This is a genomic window from Sulfitobacter sp. 1A12056 (assembly GCF_043558125.1).
GTDB lineage: Bacteria > Pseudomonadota > Alphaproteobacteria > Rhodobacterales > Rhodobacteraceae > Sulfitobacter > Sulfitobacter faviae.
This window is the reverse complement of record NZ_JBIFFY010000004.1, coordinates 32907-49381: the sequence shown is the minus strand read 5'-3', so window position 1 is coordinate 49381 and position 16475 is coordinate 32907. Positions and strand designations below refer to the sequence as shown.

At 64.7% G+C, this 16475-nt stretch carries 15 protein-coding genes; 9 read left to right on the top strand and 6 right to left on the bottom strand.

The window, feature by feature from the left end; translation table 11 throughout:
• Positions 1–87: 87 nt before the first annotated feature.
• Positions 88–1656 carry a 2-isopropylmalate synthase gene (locus ACGYLD_RS09995; protein WP_394402401.1) on the top strand — a complete coding sequence of 523 codons (1569 nt, stop codon included), beginning with the start codon at positions 88–90 and terminating at the stop codon, positions 1654–1656.
• Between the two features lie 448 nt (positions 1657–2104).
• Here ACGYLD_RS09995 and ACGYLD_RS09990 read toward each other — a convergent pair whose 3' ends face one another.
• Positions 2105–2686, bottom strand: a complete 582-nt coding sequence (locus tag ACGYLD_RS09990) for a VOC family protein (protein WP_394402398.1) — start codon at positions 2684–2686, stop codon at positions 2105–2107.
• Between the two features lie 189 nt (positions 2687–2875).
• Here ACGYLD_RS09990 and ACGYLD_RS09985 point away from each other — a divergent pair, with 189 nt between their 5' ends.
• From ACGYLD_RS09985 to ACGYLD_RS09960, 6 genes are all read left to right on the top strand, one after another.
• Positions 2876–3922: a rod shape-determining protein gene (locus ACGYLD_RS09985; protein ID WP_040700660.1), complete on the top strand. Its 1047-nt coding sequence runs from the start codon at positions 2876–2878 to the stop codon at positions 3920–3922.
• Positions 3923–3993: 71 nt separating this feature from the next.
• A complete protein-coding gene (mreC, locus tag ACGYLD_RS09980; protein ID WP_067265288.1) occupies positions 3994–4896 on the top strand; it encodes a rod shape-determining protein MreC in 903 nt (300 codons plus the stop codon).
• Positions 4893–5432 carry a rod shape-determining protein MreD gene (locus tag ACGYLD_RS09975; protein ID WP_067265291.1) on the top strand — a complete coding sequence of 180 codons (540 nt, stop codon included), beginning with the start codon at positions 4893–4895 and terminating at the stop codon, positions 5430–5432. The genes mreC and ACGYLD_RS09975 overlap by 4 nt, the downstream gene beginning before the upstream one ends.
• 15 nt (positions 5433–5447) lie before the next feature.
• A complete protein-coding gene (mrdA, locus tag ACGYLD_RS09970) occupies positions 5448–7397 on the top strand; it encodes a penicillin-binding protein 2 (RefSeq protein ID WP_271692348.1) in 1950 nt (649 codons plus the stop codon).
• Complete coding sequence (gene rodA, locus ACGYLD_RS09965; protein ID WP_067265296.1) at positions 7394–8533, top strand: rod shape-determining protein RodA; 1140 nt, start codon at positions 7394–7396, stop codon at positions 8531–8533. Before mrdA ends, rodA begins: the two co-directional genes overlap by 4 nt.
• A gap of 3 nt (positions 8534–8536) precedes the next feature.
• Complete coding sequence (locus ACGYLD_RS09960) at positions 8537–9475, top strand: glyoxylate/hydroxypyruvate reductase A (RefSeq protein WP_271692349.1); 939 nt, start codon at positions 8537–8539, stop codon at positions 9473–9475.
• A 19-nt stretch (positions 9476–9494) separates the two neighbouring features.
• Here the strand turns inward: ACGYLD_RS09960 and ACGYLD_RS09955 are convergent, their stop codons facing one another.
• From ACGYLD_RS09955 to ACGYLD_RS09935, 5 genes are all read right to left on the bottom strand, one after another.
• Entirely contained in the window at positions 9495–11507 is a 2013-nt protein-coding gene (locus ACGYLD_RS09955; RefSeq protein WP_394402394.1) for a M3 family metallopeptidase, read from the bottom strand.
• Between the two features lie 48 nt (positions 11508–11555).
• Positions 11556–12593, bottom strand: a complete 1038-nt coding sequence (locus ACGYLD_RS09950; protein ID WP_394402391.1) for a HesA/MoeB/ThiF family protein — start codon at positions 12591–12593, stop codon at positions 11556–11558.
• Positions 12593–13045 (bottom strand): dUTP diphosphatase, encoded by a 453-nt coding sequence (gene dut, locus ACGYLD_RS09945; protein WP_394402388.1) that lies wholly within the window; start codon positions 13043–13045, stop codon positions 12593–12595. Before dut ends, ACGYLD_RS09950 begins: the two co-directional genes overlap by 1 nt.
• Before the next feature lie 9 nt (positions 13046–13054).
• Positions 13055–14248: a bifunctional phosphopantothenoylcysteine decarboxylase/phosphopantothenate--cysteine ligase CoaBC gene (gene coaBC, locus ACGYLD_RS09940; protein ID WP_394402385.1), complete on the bottom strand. Its 1194-nt coding sequence runs from the start codon at positions 14246–14248 to the stop codon at positions 13055–13057.
• Positions 14249–14329: 81 nt separating this feature from the next.
• Positions 14330–15208: an RNA polymerase factor sigma-32 gene (locus ACGYLD_RS09935; protein ID WP_067265311.1), complete on the bottom strand. Its 879-nt coding sequence runs from the start codon at positions 15206–15208 to the stop codon at positions 14330–14332.
• Between ACGYLD_RS09935 and cobU the strand changes: the two genes are divergently transcribed.
• Together cobU and ACGYLD_RS09925 are read left to right on the top strand one after the other, a co-directional pair.
• Positions 15202–15828, top strand: coding sequence for a bifunctional adenosylcobinamide kinase/adenosylcobinamide-phosphate guanylyltransferase (gene cobU / locus ACGYLD_RS09930; RefSeq protein ID WP_394402382.1), 627 nt, complete (start codon positions 15202–15204; stop codon positions 15826–15828). The two genes, ACGYLD_RS09935 and cobU, sit on opposite strands and share 7 nt — an antisense overlap.
• Positions 15825–16406, top strand: a complete 582-nt coding sequence (locus ACGYLD_RS09925; protein ID WP_271692355.1) for a histidine phosphatase family protein — start codon at positions 15825–15827, stop codon at positions 16404–16406. Before cobU ends, ACGYLD_RS09925 begins: the two co-directional genes overlap by 4 nt.
• The last annotated feature ends 69 nt before the right edge of the window (positions 16407–16475 follow it).

The window sequence follows — 16475 nt, the reverse complement described above, 5'->3', positions numbered from 1 at the left end:
CTAATCCGCCTCTGAGCGTGCCCTTCGGCGCGCCCGCTCAGAGGGATGTGTTGCGCGCCAAGGATACCAGCAAAGAAAGAACCCAGGATGACAGATATGACGAAACAGGACCGTGTGCTGATTTTTGACACCACCTTGCGGGATGGCGAACAATCCCCCGGGGCGACGATGACCCATGCCGAGAAGCTTGAGATCGCCTCGCTCTTGGACGAGATGGGCGTCGACATTATCGAGGCCGGCTTTCCCATCGCCTCAGAGGGCGACTTCAAAGCGGTGTCCGAGATCGCGCGGCAGAGCCAGAATTCCGTGATCTGCGGCCTTGCCCGGGCGCAACTGGGCGATATCGACCGTTGCTGGGAAGCGGTGAAACACGCAGCCCAGCCGCGCATTCACACGTTCATCGGCACCTCGCCCCTGCACCGCGCCATTCCGAACCTCACCAAGGACGAGATGGCCGACCGCATCCATGAGACGGTGAGCCACGCGCGCAACCTCTGCGACAACGTGCAATGGTCGCCGATGGATGCCACGCGGACCGAGCTTGACTACCTCTACCGGGTGGTGGAGATCGCCATCAAGGCGGGTGCCACCACGATCAACATCCCCGACACCGTGGGCTACACCGCCCCTCGCGAGAGCGCCGATCTGATCGCGAAGCTTCTGGAAAACGTGCCCGGTGCGGATGAGATCGTCTTTGCCACCCATTGTCACAACGACCTCGGCATGGCGACGGCCAACAGCCTCGCTGCCGTCGAGGCTGGCGCGCGGCAGATCGAATGCACCATCAATGGCTTGGGCGAACGCGCGGGCAATACCGCGCTGGAAGAGGTCGTCATGGCGCTCAAGGTGCGCAATGACATCATGCCCTATGAGACCCGCATCGACAGCCGCAAGATCATGAACATCTCGCGCCGTGTCGCCGCCGTGTCGGGCTTTGCCGTGCAATTCAACAAGGCCATTGTCGGCAAGAACGCCTTCGCGCACGAAAGCGGCATCCACCAAGACGGCATGCTGAAGAACGCCGAGACTTTCGAGATCATGCGCCCCGAGGACGTGGGCCTGACCGAGACCAATATCGTCATGGGCAAGCATTCGGGCCGCGCCGCGTTGCGGTCCAAGCTCGAAGAGCTCGGGTTTGAACTGGGCGACAACCAGCTCAAGGATGTCTTTGTGCGGTTCAAGGAATTGGCCGACCGCAAGAAGGAAATCTACGAAGACGACCTCATCGCGCTGATGCGGACCGCGACGGACCCCGAGGAAGACCGCATTCGCCTGAAATCGCTCAAGGTCGTTTGCGGCACCGATGGCCCGCAGACCGCCGACATGATGCTTGAGATCGACGGCGCAGAGCAGACCACCAACCAAACCGGCGACGGCCCCGTCGATGCGGCGTTCAACTGCATCAAGGCGCTGGTGCCGCATTCCGCGCGGTTGCAGCTTTATCAGGTGCATGCGGTGACCGAGGGCACCGACGCGCAGGCGACGGTTTCCGTGCGGATGGAGGAAGAGGGCCGCATCGTGACCGGCCAGTCGGCGGATACCGATACCGTGGTGGCGAGCGTGCGAGCCTATATCCACGCGCTGAACCGCCTGTTGGTGCGGCGCGAGAAGGGTGGCACGGACAAGCGCGAGATTAATTATAAAGATGTGAGTTGAATTATGGGGCGGGGGTGACCCCGCCTTTTTACGTATACAGTATGGAAGTAGGGCATCGCCTGCCCGCGGGGTGGCGAACCAAACCTTAGTTCATACCACTTTATTGATCTGCCATGGCGCACCCTCAAAATGGCATACCCAGCCTCACTAAATCGCCCCCCCGTCCGGGCGGGCAGGCGATGCCCGGCGCCTGCGGCTTGATTCCGGGCCCGGTGGCATTCGTCAACCGAGGGGCACCGCCTGCCCGCGGGTTGGCGATCCAGCGGGTGCCCCGTGTCACTTTATGGCTCAACCATGATGTGCGCTGGCAAGGTCGCACCCAGCCTCACCAAATCGCCTACCCGGTCGCACCAAAGGTGCGCCAGTGTATATCGGCACGCCTTTGGCGTGACGGGCGGGCAGGCGATGGCCCGGCGCCTGCGGCTTGATTCCGGGCCCGGTGGCAACTTCAATACGGATTCTTCGCCCCACGATCGTCACTCAGCGACGCCTGCCCCCGCTCTACGATCTTCACCACTGCATCCGCGAGATGCTGGCGCTGGATATGATCATCCCCCGCCGCCACGCGCAGCTTGTGGGCCTCCAGCATCACCTCGGCATGGCTCGACCCGCGCGGTGGGATGAAAGTGTAGCAAGCCAGTTCGATCAACAGCCCCAGCGGATCCTTGAAATAGATCGAATGCATGAAGCCGCGGTCCTTCACGCCGGAATGCCCGATGCCCCGCGCCTCCAACCGCGCGGGCACCTGATCAAACATCGCGCGGTCCACCTCGAAGGCCAGATGATGCACGCAGCCCGGGTCCATCGGCGTGCGGTTGTGCACCCGCTTGCGGTTCTCATTGGTGAAGATCGTGATCAGCCGACCATCGCCGGGATCGAAATACAAATGCCCCTCGTCCGGGTCATCCAGATTGGGCTGGTCAAAGATGAAAGGCATCCCCAACACCCCCTCCCAAAAGTCGATGGAGCTTTGCCGGTCCGCCCCGGTGAGGGTAATGTGATGCACCCCAAGTGTCTGTAACTTCTGCATGGTATCGCCGTCCTCTGCCTGTGCTGCGCCCTAAATATTCCGCTCTATGATAGCGCGGCGGCAATATCGCGCCACCTTTGCGGTCTTGCCCCTTTCACCCTGACCCCGTGCGCCCTATAAGAGCCAATAGCCCGCGCGTGGACCCATGCAGGCGGGCCTGTCCGAATAGTTGCAAGGCTCCGCTACTCTATGTCCATCCTCGATCAATTCCGCGGCCTGTTCTCCTCTGATATGGCGATCGACCTCGGCACCGCGAACACGCTGGTTTACGTCAAGGGCAAGGGCATCGTGTTGAGCGAACCTTCGGTTGTGGCCTATCACGTCAAGGACGGTGTCAAGAAAGTGCTCGCCGTGGGTGAGGATGCGAAACTCATGCTGGGCCGCACCCCGGGCAGCATCGAGGCGATCCGCCCGATGCGCGAAGGGGTCATCGCGGATTTCGACACCGCCGAGGAGATGATCAAGCACTTCATCCGCAAGGTGCACAAGCGCTCGACCTTCTCGAAACCCAAGATCATCGTCTGCGTGCCGCATGGCGCCACCCCGGTTGAGAAACGCGCGATCCGCCAGTCGGTGCTGTCGGCAGGCGCGCGCCGCGCCGGCCTGATTGCAGAGCCTATCGCTGCGGCCATCGGCGCGGGGATGCCGATCACCGACCCCACCGGCAATATGGTCGTCGACATCGGCGGCGGCACGACCGAAGTCGCGGTGCTGTCGCTGGGTGACATCGTCTATGCCCGCTCGGTCCGTGTCGGCGGTGACCGGATGGACGAGGGCATCATCAGCTACCTGCGCCGCCAGCAGAACTTGTTGATCGGGGAGACGACGGCCGAGCGGGTGAAGACCTCCATCGGCACGGCGCGGATGCCCGACGACGGGCGCGGCACCTCGATGCAGATCCGCGGCCGCGACCTGTTGAACGGCGTGCCGAAAGAGATCGAAGTCACCCAAGCCCAGATCGCCGAGGCGCTGGCCGAACCGGTGCAGCAGATCTGTGAGGCAGTGATGACCGCGCTGGAGACCACCCCGCCCGACCTGGCCGCCGACATCGTTGACCGCGGCGTGATGCTCACGGGCGGCGGCGCGCTTTTGGGCGACCTCGATCTGGCGCTGCGCGAACAGACCGGGCTTGCGATCTCAGTCGCGGATGAGCCGCTCAACTGCGTGGCCCTCGGCACCGGCAAGGCGCTGGAATACGAGAAGCAGCTGCGCCACGCGATCGACTACGACAGTTAACACTGGCAAGTTAGCCAGACCCGGCACGTGGCGAAGACGCCCCGCCTGACCGGGTGGGAGTTTCGGCACAGATGGCCAAGGACCGTTCCAGTTCCAGCGATTTCACCGGCCCGCTGCGGCGGCTGCTGCTGGTCGTGTTGGTATTGGCGCTGACCGGCATCTTCCTACTTTGGCGCATTGACAGCCCCCGCGTTGAACGCTTTCGCGCGCAGGTGACGGATCGTTTCGTGCCCAATCTCGACTGGGCCATGGCCCCGGTCACCGGCACCATCAACCTCTTGCGCGACTTCCAAAGCTACCAGCGCCTGAGCGAGCAGAACCGCGAGCTGCGCTCGGAACTGCGGCAGATGCAGGCGTGGAAAGAGGCCGCGCTGCAACTTGAGCAAGAGAACGCCCGGCTGCTGGACCTCAACAACGTGCGGCTCGACCCACGGCTGACCTTCATCACCGGCACGGTGCTGGCCGACAGCGGCTCGCCCTATCGCCAATCGGTGCTTCTGAACGTCGGCGCGCGCGACGGGCTGGTCGAAGGCTGGGCCACGATGGACGGCATCGGCCTTGTGGGCCGCATCGCGGGCGTGGGCAAGAACACCGCGCGGGTGATCCTGCTGACCGATGCCTCAAGCCGCATCCCGGCGACGATCCAGCCTTCGGGACAACGGGCCATCGTGGCGGGCGACAACAGCGCCGCGCCGCCCTTGGATTTCATCGAGAACCGCGAGCTGGTCCGCCCCGGCGACCGGGTGATCAGCTCGGGCGATGGCGGCGTGTTCCCCGCGGGCATCCTGATTGGACAGGTCGCCGCCGATCCGGGCGGGCGGCTGCGCGTGCGGCTGGCGGCGGATTACGAACGGTTGGAATTCCTGCGCGTGCTGCGCCACCACGGCAATGAAACCGTGCCGGACACCGCCCATGTCATCACCTCCGACGGCCCCTTGGCCGATCCGGCAGCGCCGGTCGGGGTGCAGCCATGACCGATCTGTCGCGCAGCCGCCTTTGGGTCATGCGCCTGAGCTTTGTCGCGCTGGCGCTGGTGATCCTGTTCTTCCACCTCCTCCCGCTTGAGACGACCCCGCGGGCTTGGGCCGGGCCGGACCTGCTGCTGGGCTTTGCCTGTGCTTGGGGGCTCCGACGGCCTGAATACGTGCCCTCGCTTTTTCTGGCGCTGGTCTTTCTGCTGGCGGACCTGTTGCTGCAACGCCCGCCCGGCCTTTGGGCGGTTCTGGCCTTGATCGGGGTCGAGAACCTCAAATCGCGGGGGCGGCACCTGCGGGACGCGAGCTTTGCCGCCGAATGGCTGACCGTGGCGGTGATCCTGACCATGGTGATCTTTGCCAACCGGATTCTCCTGAGCCTTGCGCTGGTGCCGACGCCTTCGCTGACGCTGAACCTCACGGAATTGGCACTGACGACGCTCGCTTATCCGCTGATCGTGGCGGTGACCCATGGTATCATGGGCGTGCGCAAGACCGCGCCGGGCGATCTGGATGCGCTTGGCAAACGGGTGTGATCGGGGAGCGATGAGATGAGACGAAGCCGCGCCGACAATGATGCAACCCACACGCGCCTGACGCGCCGCGCCGCCCTTTTGGGCGGGGCGCAACTGCTGTTCATGGGCGGGCTGGCCGCGCGCATGCGCTATCTACAGGTCGATCAGGCCGACCAGTTCCGCCTGCTGGCCGAAGAGAACCGCATCAACATCCGCCTGATCCCCCCCGCCCGGGGTGAGATTTTCGACCGCAACGGCATACAGCTTGCCGATAACGTGCCCTCCTACCGGATCGTCATGGTCCGCGAGGATGCGGGCGACGTGGAAGCCGTGATGGAGCGGCTCGCCCAAGTCATCGAGATCGACGAGGAGACCCGCGAACGCGCCATGACCGAAATGTCGCGCTCTGCCCCATTCCTGCCCGTCACCATCGTTGATGACGTGAGTTGGGAAGTCGTGAGCAAAGTCAGCGTCAACGCCCCCGCCCTGCCCGGCGTCACGCCCGAAGTGGGCCTGACCCGCGTCTACCCGCGCGGCGCGGATTTCGCCCATGTGGTGGGCCGCGTGGGCCGGGTGAGCCAAGCCGACCTCGACGCGCTGGAAAACCCCGATCAGGTGCTGCGCATCCCGCGTTTCCAGATCGGCAAAATCAACGTCGAAGCCCGCGCCGAAAACCTGCTGCGCGGTGCGGCGGGCACCAAACATGTAGAGGTGAACGCCACGGGCCGCGTGATGCGCGAGTTGGAGCGGCGCGAGGGGCAGGCCGGGGCCGATCTACAACTGACCGTGGACGCCAATCTGCAACGCTATGTGCAGGCCCGTCTGGGCGAGGAAAGCGCCGCCGTGGTCATCATCGACTGCGAGAATGGCGATCTGGCCGCGCTTGCATCCTCGCCCAGCTATGACCCGAACCTCTTTATCGGCGGCATCTCTTCGGCGGATTACAATCCGCTGCTCAATTCCAAATACCGCCCCTTGGTGAACAAACCCATACAGGGCACCTACCCGCCCGGCTCGACCTTCAAAATGATCGTGGCGCTTGCCGCCATCGAAGAGGGCATCGTCACCCCCGATGAGACGGTCTATTGCCCCGGTCATCTGGAGGTCGCGGGGCGGCGGTTCCACTGCTGGAAACGCGCGGGCCACGGCTGGGTCGACCTGCAACATTCGCTGAAACAATCCTGCGATGTCTATTACTACGATCTGGCGGTAAAAGTCGGGATCGAAAAGATCACCGCCATGGCGAACCGCTTTGGCCTTGGGATCAAACATGATCTTGCGCTGTCCTCGGTCGCGGGCGGGCTGGCGCCCACGAAACAGTGGAAACGCTCGGCCCGGGGTGAGGATTGGGTCGTCGGCGACACGGTCAACGCCTCTATCGGGCAGGGTTTCACCCTCTCCTCCCCGCTGCAATTGGCGGTGATGAGCGCGCGGATCGCCACGGGCCGCGCGGTGACGCCGCGGCTGATCAAATCCATCGATGGGGTAGAGCAACCCAGCGGCGCGGGCGAACCGATGGGGCTGAACGAAAACAACCTGCGCCAATTGCGCAAGGCGATGTACGACGTGGTGAACGACCGCCGCGGCACCGGCTACCGCAGCCGCATCATCGACGACACGATGCGCATGGCGGGCAAGACCGGCACCAGTCAGGTGCGCAACATCACCGCCGCCGAACGCGCCCGCGGCGTGACCAGCAACGCCGACCTGCCGTGGGAACGCCGCGACCACGCGCTTTTTGTCTGCTTTGCGCCCTATGACAAACCGAAATACGCAGCCTGCGTGCTGGTGGAACACGGCGGCGGCGGCTCGACAGCCGCGGCCCCGATTGCGCGCGACGTGATGTTGCAGGCCATGGCGGGCGGCGAGCCGCCGCTCGAAGCCTACCCCAAGTCCGACCGGGGCCGCATCGCCACCCAGCAAGAGGAACTGCGCAACACCACGCCCGAGACCACCGCCAATCTACAGGGGGAGGATCAGGCATGAGCTATCTTGAGCATACGGTCAAATCCGTCCCCACAGGGCTGCGCAAGATCCTCTTTATGAACTGGCCGCTGGCGATCCTGCTGACCAGTGTCGCGGGCGTCGGTTTTCTGATGCTCTATTCGGTTGCGGGCGGGTCATTCTCCCCTTGGGCCGAACCGCAGATGAAACGTTTCGCCATGGGCATGGCGATCATGTTCACCGTGGCGATGGTGCCGATCTGGCTTTGGCGCAACCTGTCGGGCGTGGCCTATGGGGCGACCTTGGTGCTGCTGGTCGCGGTCGAACTTTTCGGCTCGGTCGGCATGGGCGCGCAGCGTTGGATCGACATCGGCTTCATGCGGTTGCAACCGTCGGAACTGATGAAGATCACGCTGGTCCTGTTTTTGGCGGCCTATTACGACTGGCTGCCGGTCAAAAAGGTCTCGCGCCCTTTTTGGGTGCTGGTGCCGATCCTGATCATCGTGATCCCCACCGCGCTGGTGCTAAAACAGCCCGATTTGGGCACCTCGATCCTCCTGTTGACCGCGGGCGGCGGGCTGATGTTCCTTGCAGGCGTGCATTGGGCCTATTTCGCCGCCGTTATCACCGCCGCCATCGGGCTGGTCACCGCTGTCTTTCAATCGCGCGGAACGCCGTGGCAATTGCTGAAAGACTACCAATACCGCCGCATCGATACATTCCTTGACCCCAGCCAAGACCCGCTTGGCGCGGGCTATCACATCACCCAATCCAAGATTGCGCTCGGCTCGGGCGGCTGGTCGGGGCGCGGCTATATGCAAGGCACCCAGTCGCGGCTGAACTTCCTGCCCGAGAAACACACCGACTTCATCTTCACCACGCTGGCCGAAGAGTTCGGTTTCGTCGGCGGCGTCTCCCTTCTGGGTCTTTACGCGCTGATCATCCTGTTCTGCGTGGCTTCGGCGGTGAAGAACAAGGACCGCTTCTCAAGCCTGCTGACCCTTGGCATCGCGCTTAACTTCTTTCTCTTTTTCGCCGTTAACATGTCGATGGTCATGGGGCTGGCCCCCGTGGTCGGCGTGCCGCTGCCGATGGTGAGCTATGGCGGCTCGGCCATGCTGGTGCTGCTGCTGGCCTTCGGCTTGGTGCAATCGGCGCATGTTCATAGACCGAGGTAATTCATGACGATCAACATTCTCTTCGCCGCTAAAGCCGAACGCTGGGACGGCTACGAACAGCCTTTGAACGAAGCGCTGCGCAAAGCACTGCCGGGGCAGGATTTCACGCTGGCCACCGATCTGCCGCCTGAAGAGGTCGACTATATCGTCTACGCCCCCAACAGCGATTTGCAGGATTTCACCCCCTATACCCGCGCCAAGGCGGTGCTGAACCTCTGGGCCGGGGTGGAGGCGATCACCGGCAATGAGACCCTCAAGATCCCCCTGGCGCGGATGGTCGATTTCGGCCTGACCCACGGCATGGTGGAATGGTGTACCGGCCACGTGATGCGCCATCATCTGGGGATGGATACCGACATTCTGCGCAAGGATGCCAAATGGGAGCCGCGCACCCCGCCGCTGGCGCGCGAGCGCAGCGTCGCAGTGCTGGGCATCGGCGCGCTTGGGCAGGCTGTGGCCGAGGCGCTGGTGGGAGTGGGCTTTGACGTGACCGGCTGGTCGCGCAGCGAAAAGCAAATCGAGGGCGTGCGCTGCCTGCATGGCGACGAGGGTCTGAAGGAGGCGCTCAAACGCGCCGAGATCGCCGTGCTCCTGATGCCCGACACGCCCGCCACGCAGAACGTTCTGAATGCCGAGACGCTGGCGCAAATGCCCGAGGGCGCCTTCATCATCAACCCCGGTCGCGGGCCGCTGATCGACGACGATGCGCTCTTGGCAGCGCTCGATAGCGGGCAGATCGCCCATGCAACGCTCGATGTCTTCCGGGTAGAGCCGCTGCCCGAGGATCATCCCTATTGGGCGCATCCGAAGGTGACCGTGACCCCGCATATCGCGGCGGCCACGCGCAACGACACGGCCTCGGAAGTCATCGCGGAAAACATCCGCCGCAGCGAGGCCGGCGAGCCCCTGCTGCATCTGGTCGACCGCGACCGGGGATATTGACCCCCGGCCCCGGCAAGGCTCAGGCGGCCAGCCCGCGCCCCTTGAGCAGCGCCTCAACCCCCGGCAGTCGCCCCCGGAAGGCGGTGTAAAGCTCTGCCGGATCGCGGCTGCCGCCGGTCGAGAGGATGTGTTCCTCCAACGCCTCGGCGCGTTCGGCGTCGAAAGCCCCGCCAGCCTCCTCGAAGGCGGCGAAGGCGTCGGCGTCCATTACCTCGGACCACATGTAGCTGTAATAGGCGCTGGAATAGCCATCGCCTGAGAACACATGCGCGAACTGCGGGGCGGCGTGGCGCATGCGGATCGCCTGCGGCATGCCGATGCTGCTGAGCACCTCGGCCTGTTTCGCCATCGGATCGGCAGGTGGTTCGCCGTCGTGGAACTCCAGATCGACAAGGGCGGAGGCGATATATTCCACCGTCTGAAAGCCCATGTCGAAGGTCGCGGCGGCCAGCACCTTGTCGAGCATCTCCCGCGGCATGGCCTCGCCCGTCCGCGCATGGGTCGCGAATTTCTGCAGCACCTCTGGCTGGTCCAGCCAGTGCTCAAAAAGCTGGCTCGGCAACTCCACGAAGTCGCGCGCCACCGAGGTGCCGCTGACGCTTTCATAGGTCACATCCGAGAGCATCTGGTGCAGCGCATGGCCGAACTCGTGAAACAACGTGCGGGCGTCGTCGTAGGACAACAGCGCTGGATCGCCCTTGGCGAAATTGCAGACGTTGATCACCACGGGGGCCTGTTCGCGCGGGAACTTCGCCTGCGCGCGCATCGCCGAGCACCACGCGCCCGACCGTTTCGAGCCGCGCGCGAAATAATCACCGATGAAGACCGCCACATGCTGGCCGTCCCGCGTCACTTCCCACGCCCGGCAATCGGGGTGGTAGAGCGGCACGTCAAGGGCTGCGAACTCCAGCCCGAACAACCGGTTGGCGCAGTCGAAGGCCGCGTCGATCATCCGGTCGAGCTGGAAATAGGGTTTCAGCGCCGCCTCATCGAGATCATGCTCCGCCGCGCGCCGCTTCTCGGCGTAGTAGCGCCAGTCCCAAGGCTCCAGCGCCCCGTTCACGCCGTCCTCGCGCATCAGCGCGGTCAGCACCTCGGCATCGGCGTCGGCCTGCGCCTTGGCCGGTCTCCAGACCGACATCAGCAGGTCGCGCACGGCTTGCGGGGTCTTCGCCATCTCGGTTTCCAACTTGTAGGCGGCGAAATTGTCGTAGCCCAATAGCGCCGCGCGCTCCTTGCGCAGGGCGAGTGTTTCGGCCGCGATCTCGCGGTTGTCGGTCTCGCCGCCGTTCGCACCGCGGGCTTCCCACGCGCGGAACGCCTTCTCGCGCAGGTCGCGGCGGTCCGAAAATTGCAGGAAGGGCGTGATGAGCGAGCGCGACAGCGTGACCACCGGGCCTCGCGCGCCCTTTTCTTCGCCCGCGGCCCGGGCGGCATCGATCACGAAATCCGGCAGGCCGGTCAGATCGTCCTCGGACAGCGGCATGAACCAGTCGCGCTCATCCGCCAGCAGGTTCTGGGTAAACTGCGTGCCCAGCACAGCCAGCCGCGCCTTGATCTCTTTCATGCGCTCGGCCTCCGACCCCGTCAGCGCGGCGCCTGAGCGGACGAAGCCACGGTGCGTCAGCATCAGCACGCGGGCCTGTTCCTCGCTGAGGTCGAGCCTGTCGCGCGCCTCCCAGACGGCGTTGATGCGGGCAAAGAGTTTCGCGTTGCCCGAGATCGCCGATTGATGCGCGGCGAGCTTGGGCGAGAAGTCGCGCTGCAGTGCCTCGCGCGCCGGGTTGCTGTCTGCGCCTGCGACGGTGAAGAAGACGCTCAGAACCTTGTCGAGCGCCGCGCCGGAGGCTTCCAGCGCCTCGATGGTATTGGCGAAGCTGGGGGCTTCGGGGTTCTCGGCGATGGCGTCGATCTCGGCCCGGTGGGCGGTGAGCGCCTCCTCCAAAGCGGGGGCGAAATCATCGTCGGAAATGCGGTCAAAGGGGGCGATGCCGAAGGGAGTCTCCCAATCGGTCAGAAGCGGGTTAGTCATGCAGGTCTCCTTTGCGCCCAAGATGGGGCGCGCCGGGGTGACTTGCAATCACCCGCCGCAGGTTTCGCAGCCCGCGCGGCGTTTGAGCCCGATCTTGCGGGTCTCGCCGTAAAGCCCGTCGTAGATCATCATCTCGCCGCGCAAGACGCTGCCTGCCCCGGTGATGAGCTTCACGGCCTCCAGCGCCATCATCGTGCCGATCACGCCGGGCAACGGGCCGATCACCCCGGCCTCGGCGCAGGAGGGCGCAAGCCCCGCCGCCGGCGCCTCGGGGAAGATGCAACGATAACAGGGCGCGCCGCGGGCGGGATCGAAGACGCTGAGCTGCCCTTCCCACTGGCTGAGCGCGCCCGAGATGAGCGGCGTGGCCGTCGCGACGCAGGCCGCGTTCACCCGGTAGCGGGTGTCGAAATTGTCGGTCCCGTCGAGCACGAGGTCATAGTCGGCCACGAGCTCCTCGGCGATCTCGTCGGTCAGGCGGCGGTGGTAGGGGCGCACGGTGACATGGGGGTTCTGGGCCAGCATCTCGGCCTCCGCCGAGAAGACCTTTGGCATACCGATGGAAGCATCCTTATGGATCACCTGCCTTTGCAGGTTGGCGTTTTCGACTGCGTCATCGTCGATCACCCCAATGGTGCCGACCCCCGCCGCAGCGAGGTACTGTAGCACCGGCGCGCCGAGACCGCCCGCGCCGATCACCAGCACTTTCGCGTTCTTCAGCGCCTTCTGCCCGGGGCCGCCGACCTCACGCAGCACGATGTGCCGGGCGTAGCGGTTCAACTCACTCTCCGAAAAACGGCCCGAGGTGGGGGCTTCAGTCGGCGCGTCCGGCGTGGCGCGCGCGCGCAGGGTCGCCAGCCCCTGCCGGTAGAGCAGCACCAGCACGACGAAACCGCCCAAGAGCAGCCAAGGCGCGGCGCTGCCGCCGGTGGCGAGCCGCAGCGGATGGGTGGCCGGAAACAGCAGATGCAGCGCGACCAGCGCCAGATACATCAGCCCGACCAGCCCCGCGCGCAGCCCGCGCGGCAGGCCAAGGAAGCCGCCGCCAAACCAAAGCGCCGCCGCGATGATCAAAACAGCCAGCATCACTGCGCCCCCGTCGAGCCAAACCCGCCCGCGCCGCGCGGGGTCTCATCAAGGCGCTCGGCCAGATCGAAGCCCGTCTGCACCACCGGAGCCACGACCATCTGCGCGATGCGCATGCCATGTTCGACGGTGAAGGCCTCCGCCCCCATGTTACCCATGATCACCCCCACGACGCCGCGATAATCGCTGTCGATGGTGCCGGGGCTGTTGATCAGGGTGATCCCATGCTTCAGCGCGAGACCCGAGCGTGGGCGGATCTGCACCTCGAACCCCTGCGGGATCGCCATCTGCAACCCGGTGGAGATCAGCGCCCGCGCGCCGGGGGCCAGATCGACGGCGCCGCCGGGCAGATTGGCCCGCAGGTCCGCCCCCGCGGCCCCGGCGCTTTCATAGGCGGGCAATGGCAGGCTGCGGTCCGCGCCCTCGGCCCAGCAGAGTTTGATCGTAGTCATAGCGCCCCCTCAGGCAAGTGCTGCGGCGATACGTTCGGCCAGACGGGCGGCCACGGCATCTTTGCCCATGCGCGGCCAATCCTCGGCCCCGGCCTCGGTGATCAGCGTCACGGCATTCTCGCGCCCGCCCATGATGCCGGTGGCGGGGGAGACGTCATTGGCGACGATCCAGTCACAGCCCTTGCGCACGCGTTTCGCGGTGGCATGGGCCAGCACGTCGTCGGTCTCGGCGGCAAAGCCCACGACAAGCGGCGGGCGGCCTTCGCCACGCTGGCTGACGGTTTTCAGGATGTCGGGGTTTTCCGCGAAAGACAGGCTGGGCAGCCCGTCTTTAGATTTCTTCAGCTTACGGTCCCCTGCCCCCTGCACATGCCAATCGGCCACCGCGGCGGCAAAGACGGCGGCATCGGCGGGCAGTGCGACCTCTACCGCCTGCATCATCTCTTGCGCCGTTTGCACCGGCACCACCTCGACGCCCTCGGGCGGGACGACCTCGGCGGGGCCGGTGACAAAGACGACCTCAGCCCCCAGATCCGCCAGCGCCCGCGCGATGGCTGTGCCCTGCGCCCCGGAAGAGCGGTTGGCGATATAGCGCACCGGGTCGATCGGCTCATGGGTGGGGCCGGAGGTGACGAGGATGCGCTTGCCCGCAAGCGGCCCCTGCCCAAGCCGCGCCTCGACTGCCGCGACAATCTCAAGCGGTTCGGCCATCCGTCCCGGCCCGTATTCACCGCAGGCCATATCTCCGTCGTTCGGTCCGACCATGGCGATGCCATCGCCGCGCAGGGTGGCGATGTTGCGCTGCGTCGCGGCGTGCTGCCACATCCGCACGTTCATCGCAGGTGCCAGCAGCACCGGCGTATCGGTGGCCAAAAGCAGCGTCGAGGCCAGATCATTCGCAGCCCCCTGCGCCATCTTGGCCATCAGGTCTGCCGTGGCGGGGGCGACCACCAAAAGGTCCGCCGCGCGGCTCAGTTGGATATGCCCCATCTCGGCCTCATCACCGAGGTCGAAGAGATCGCTAAAGACCTTCACCCCGGTCAGGGCGGATACGGAAAGTGGGGTGACGAACTCTTCGCCCGCACGGGTCAGCACCGGCGTTACCTTGGCCCCACGCTCGCGCAGACGCCGGATCAGATCGAGGGATTTATAGGCGGCAATGCCGCCGCCGATGATCAGCAGAATATGTTTGCCCGACAGCATAAAGGCCCCCCGTTTGCGTTGGGGAGACCTTAATCCGGGGCGGCGAAATCTGCCAGCCCCGGAAGGGATCGCGATGCGGGGTTAGGCCAGAAAGGCAAAGACCTCACGCGATTGCATCTCGAGGGACTTGCGCATCTTGCCAAAGGCCGCGGCCTCAAGCTGGCGGACCCGCTCTTTGCTGAGGCTGAGTTCGTCACCAAGGCTTTCCAAGGTACGCGCCGGATCCCGCAGTTTACGTTCGCGCACGATGAATTGCTCGCGCTCGGACAGGCCCTGCATTGCCGCCAGCAACCAGTTCCGCAACTGCGCCGTGTCATGCTCTTCCTCGACACGCTCCGCCGCCTGCGCGCTTTCGTCAGCCAGTGCTTCGATCCACTCGCGGCCCTCATCCTCAGCGCTCTGCGTGGCGTTCAGCGAATAGTCCGAGCCCGACAGACGGCCTTCCATCATCTCGACATCATGCAGCGGCACGCCGATCTCGGTCGAGATCATCTGGCGCAGCTGGTGCTTATCCAGCGTCTCGCCCATGGCCGTGGCCTCACGCTCCAACCGAGCCTGCACGCGGCGCATGTTGAAGAACAACGATTTCTGAGAGGAGGTCGACCCTGTCCGCACCATCGACCAATTGCGCATCACATGGTCTTGAATGCTCGCCTTGATCCACCAGACCGCATAGGTCGAGAAACGCACGCCGCGGTCGGGGTCGAATTTGTCGGCGGCTTTCATCAGGCCCAGACCGGCCTCTTGGATCAGATCGTTCATCGGCGCGCCGTAACGCTTGAACTTGCCGGCCATCGAAATCGCCAGACGCATGTAGGCGGTGATCAAACGGTGCAACGCGGCCTCATCCCGGTGATCGCGCCACGCATAGGCCAATTCCAACTCCGTTTCGGCATCGAGCAATTCGGCCTTCATTGCGGTGCGGGTGAGTGAAAATTCGCGAGCGGTTTGCAATGACATTTGGTATCCCCCTTGAGAAATGCGCGGCGCACCTTGTGATGGGCCTTTGGTGGAGATACGCAGAGACATGCCATTTGGTTCAAATATTTGGTGAGAAGATGTTGCCTAGAACTACCTTTGCCCTAGGTGGGGCGGCCTCGGGCAAGTCGGAATGGGCAGAGGCCCTCGTAAATTCCAGCGGCATGTCAAAGACTTACCTCGCCACCGGTCGCATATGGGATGACGAAGTTCAAGAACGCGTGAACAAGCATCAAGCAAGGCGCGATGCGGGGTGGCGCACCGTCGAATGCCCGCTCGATCTGACCGAACCGCTGGCGAAACTGCCCGCCGGCGAAATCGTGCTGATCGACTGCGCAACCATGTGGCTGAGCAATCACCTGATGGAAGGCAGCGATCTGGAGGCCGCGCAGGCGCAGCTTTTGCAGGCCCTGCGGGGCTGCGCCGCGTATTGGATCGTGGTCTCGAACGAGGTCGGCCAAGGGATCGTGCCCGAGAACGCCATGGCGCGCCAATTCCGCGAGGCGCAGGGGCGGCTCAACATCGCCTTGGCCGCCGAGGCAGAAACGGTGGTGCAGGTCGTCGTCGGCCTGCCGCAACTGTTGAAAGGGGAGATGCCATGACCATTTGGCACTGGGTGCGCCACGGCCCGACCCATGAGAAGAACTTCGTCGGCTGGCGCGATGTCCCGGCGGACCTTTCCGATGCGCCCCGACTGGCGCGGTTGAACCTGCATCTGCCGGACGAGGCGCTGCTCGTCTCCTCGGACCTGATCCGCGCTGTGCATACGGCGGATGCGCTGGCCCAGCCCGCCCGCCGCCGCCTGCCCCATGAGCATGAGCTGCGCGAGCTGCATTTCGGCGCTTGGGACGGGCTGCATTTTTCCGAAGTCGCCGCGCGTGACCCGGACCTCAGCCGCGCCTATTGGGAGACCCCCGGCGATGTCATGGCCCCCGAGGGCGAAAGCTGGAACCAGACCAAGGCGCGCGTCGACCGAGTTGTGGCACGGATCAACGCGGCCCACCCCAATGCCCATGTGATCGCCGTGGCCCATTTCGGCGTGATCCTCACGCAGGTGCAGCAGGCCCAAGGTGGCGGCCCGCTGGAGGCGATGGCCCATAAGATCGACAACCTCTCGGTGACGCATCTGTCCCACGACAACGGCCAATGGCGGGTTGAAGGGATCAATCATACGCCCTGACCCACAGTGCCGTTAACCATTCCTAAACCCCTCTTGCCTACCGATTAACCATAGCAAGACGGAGCAGGG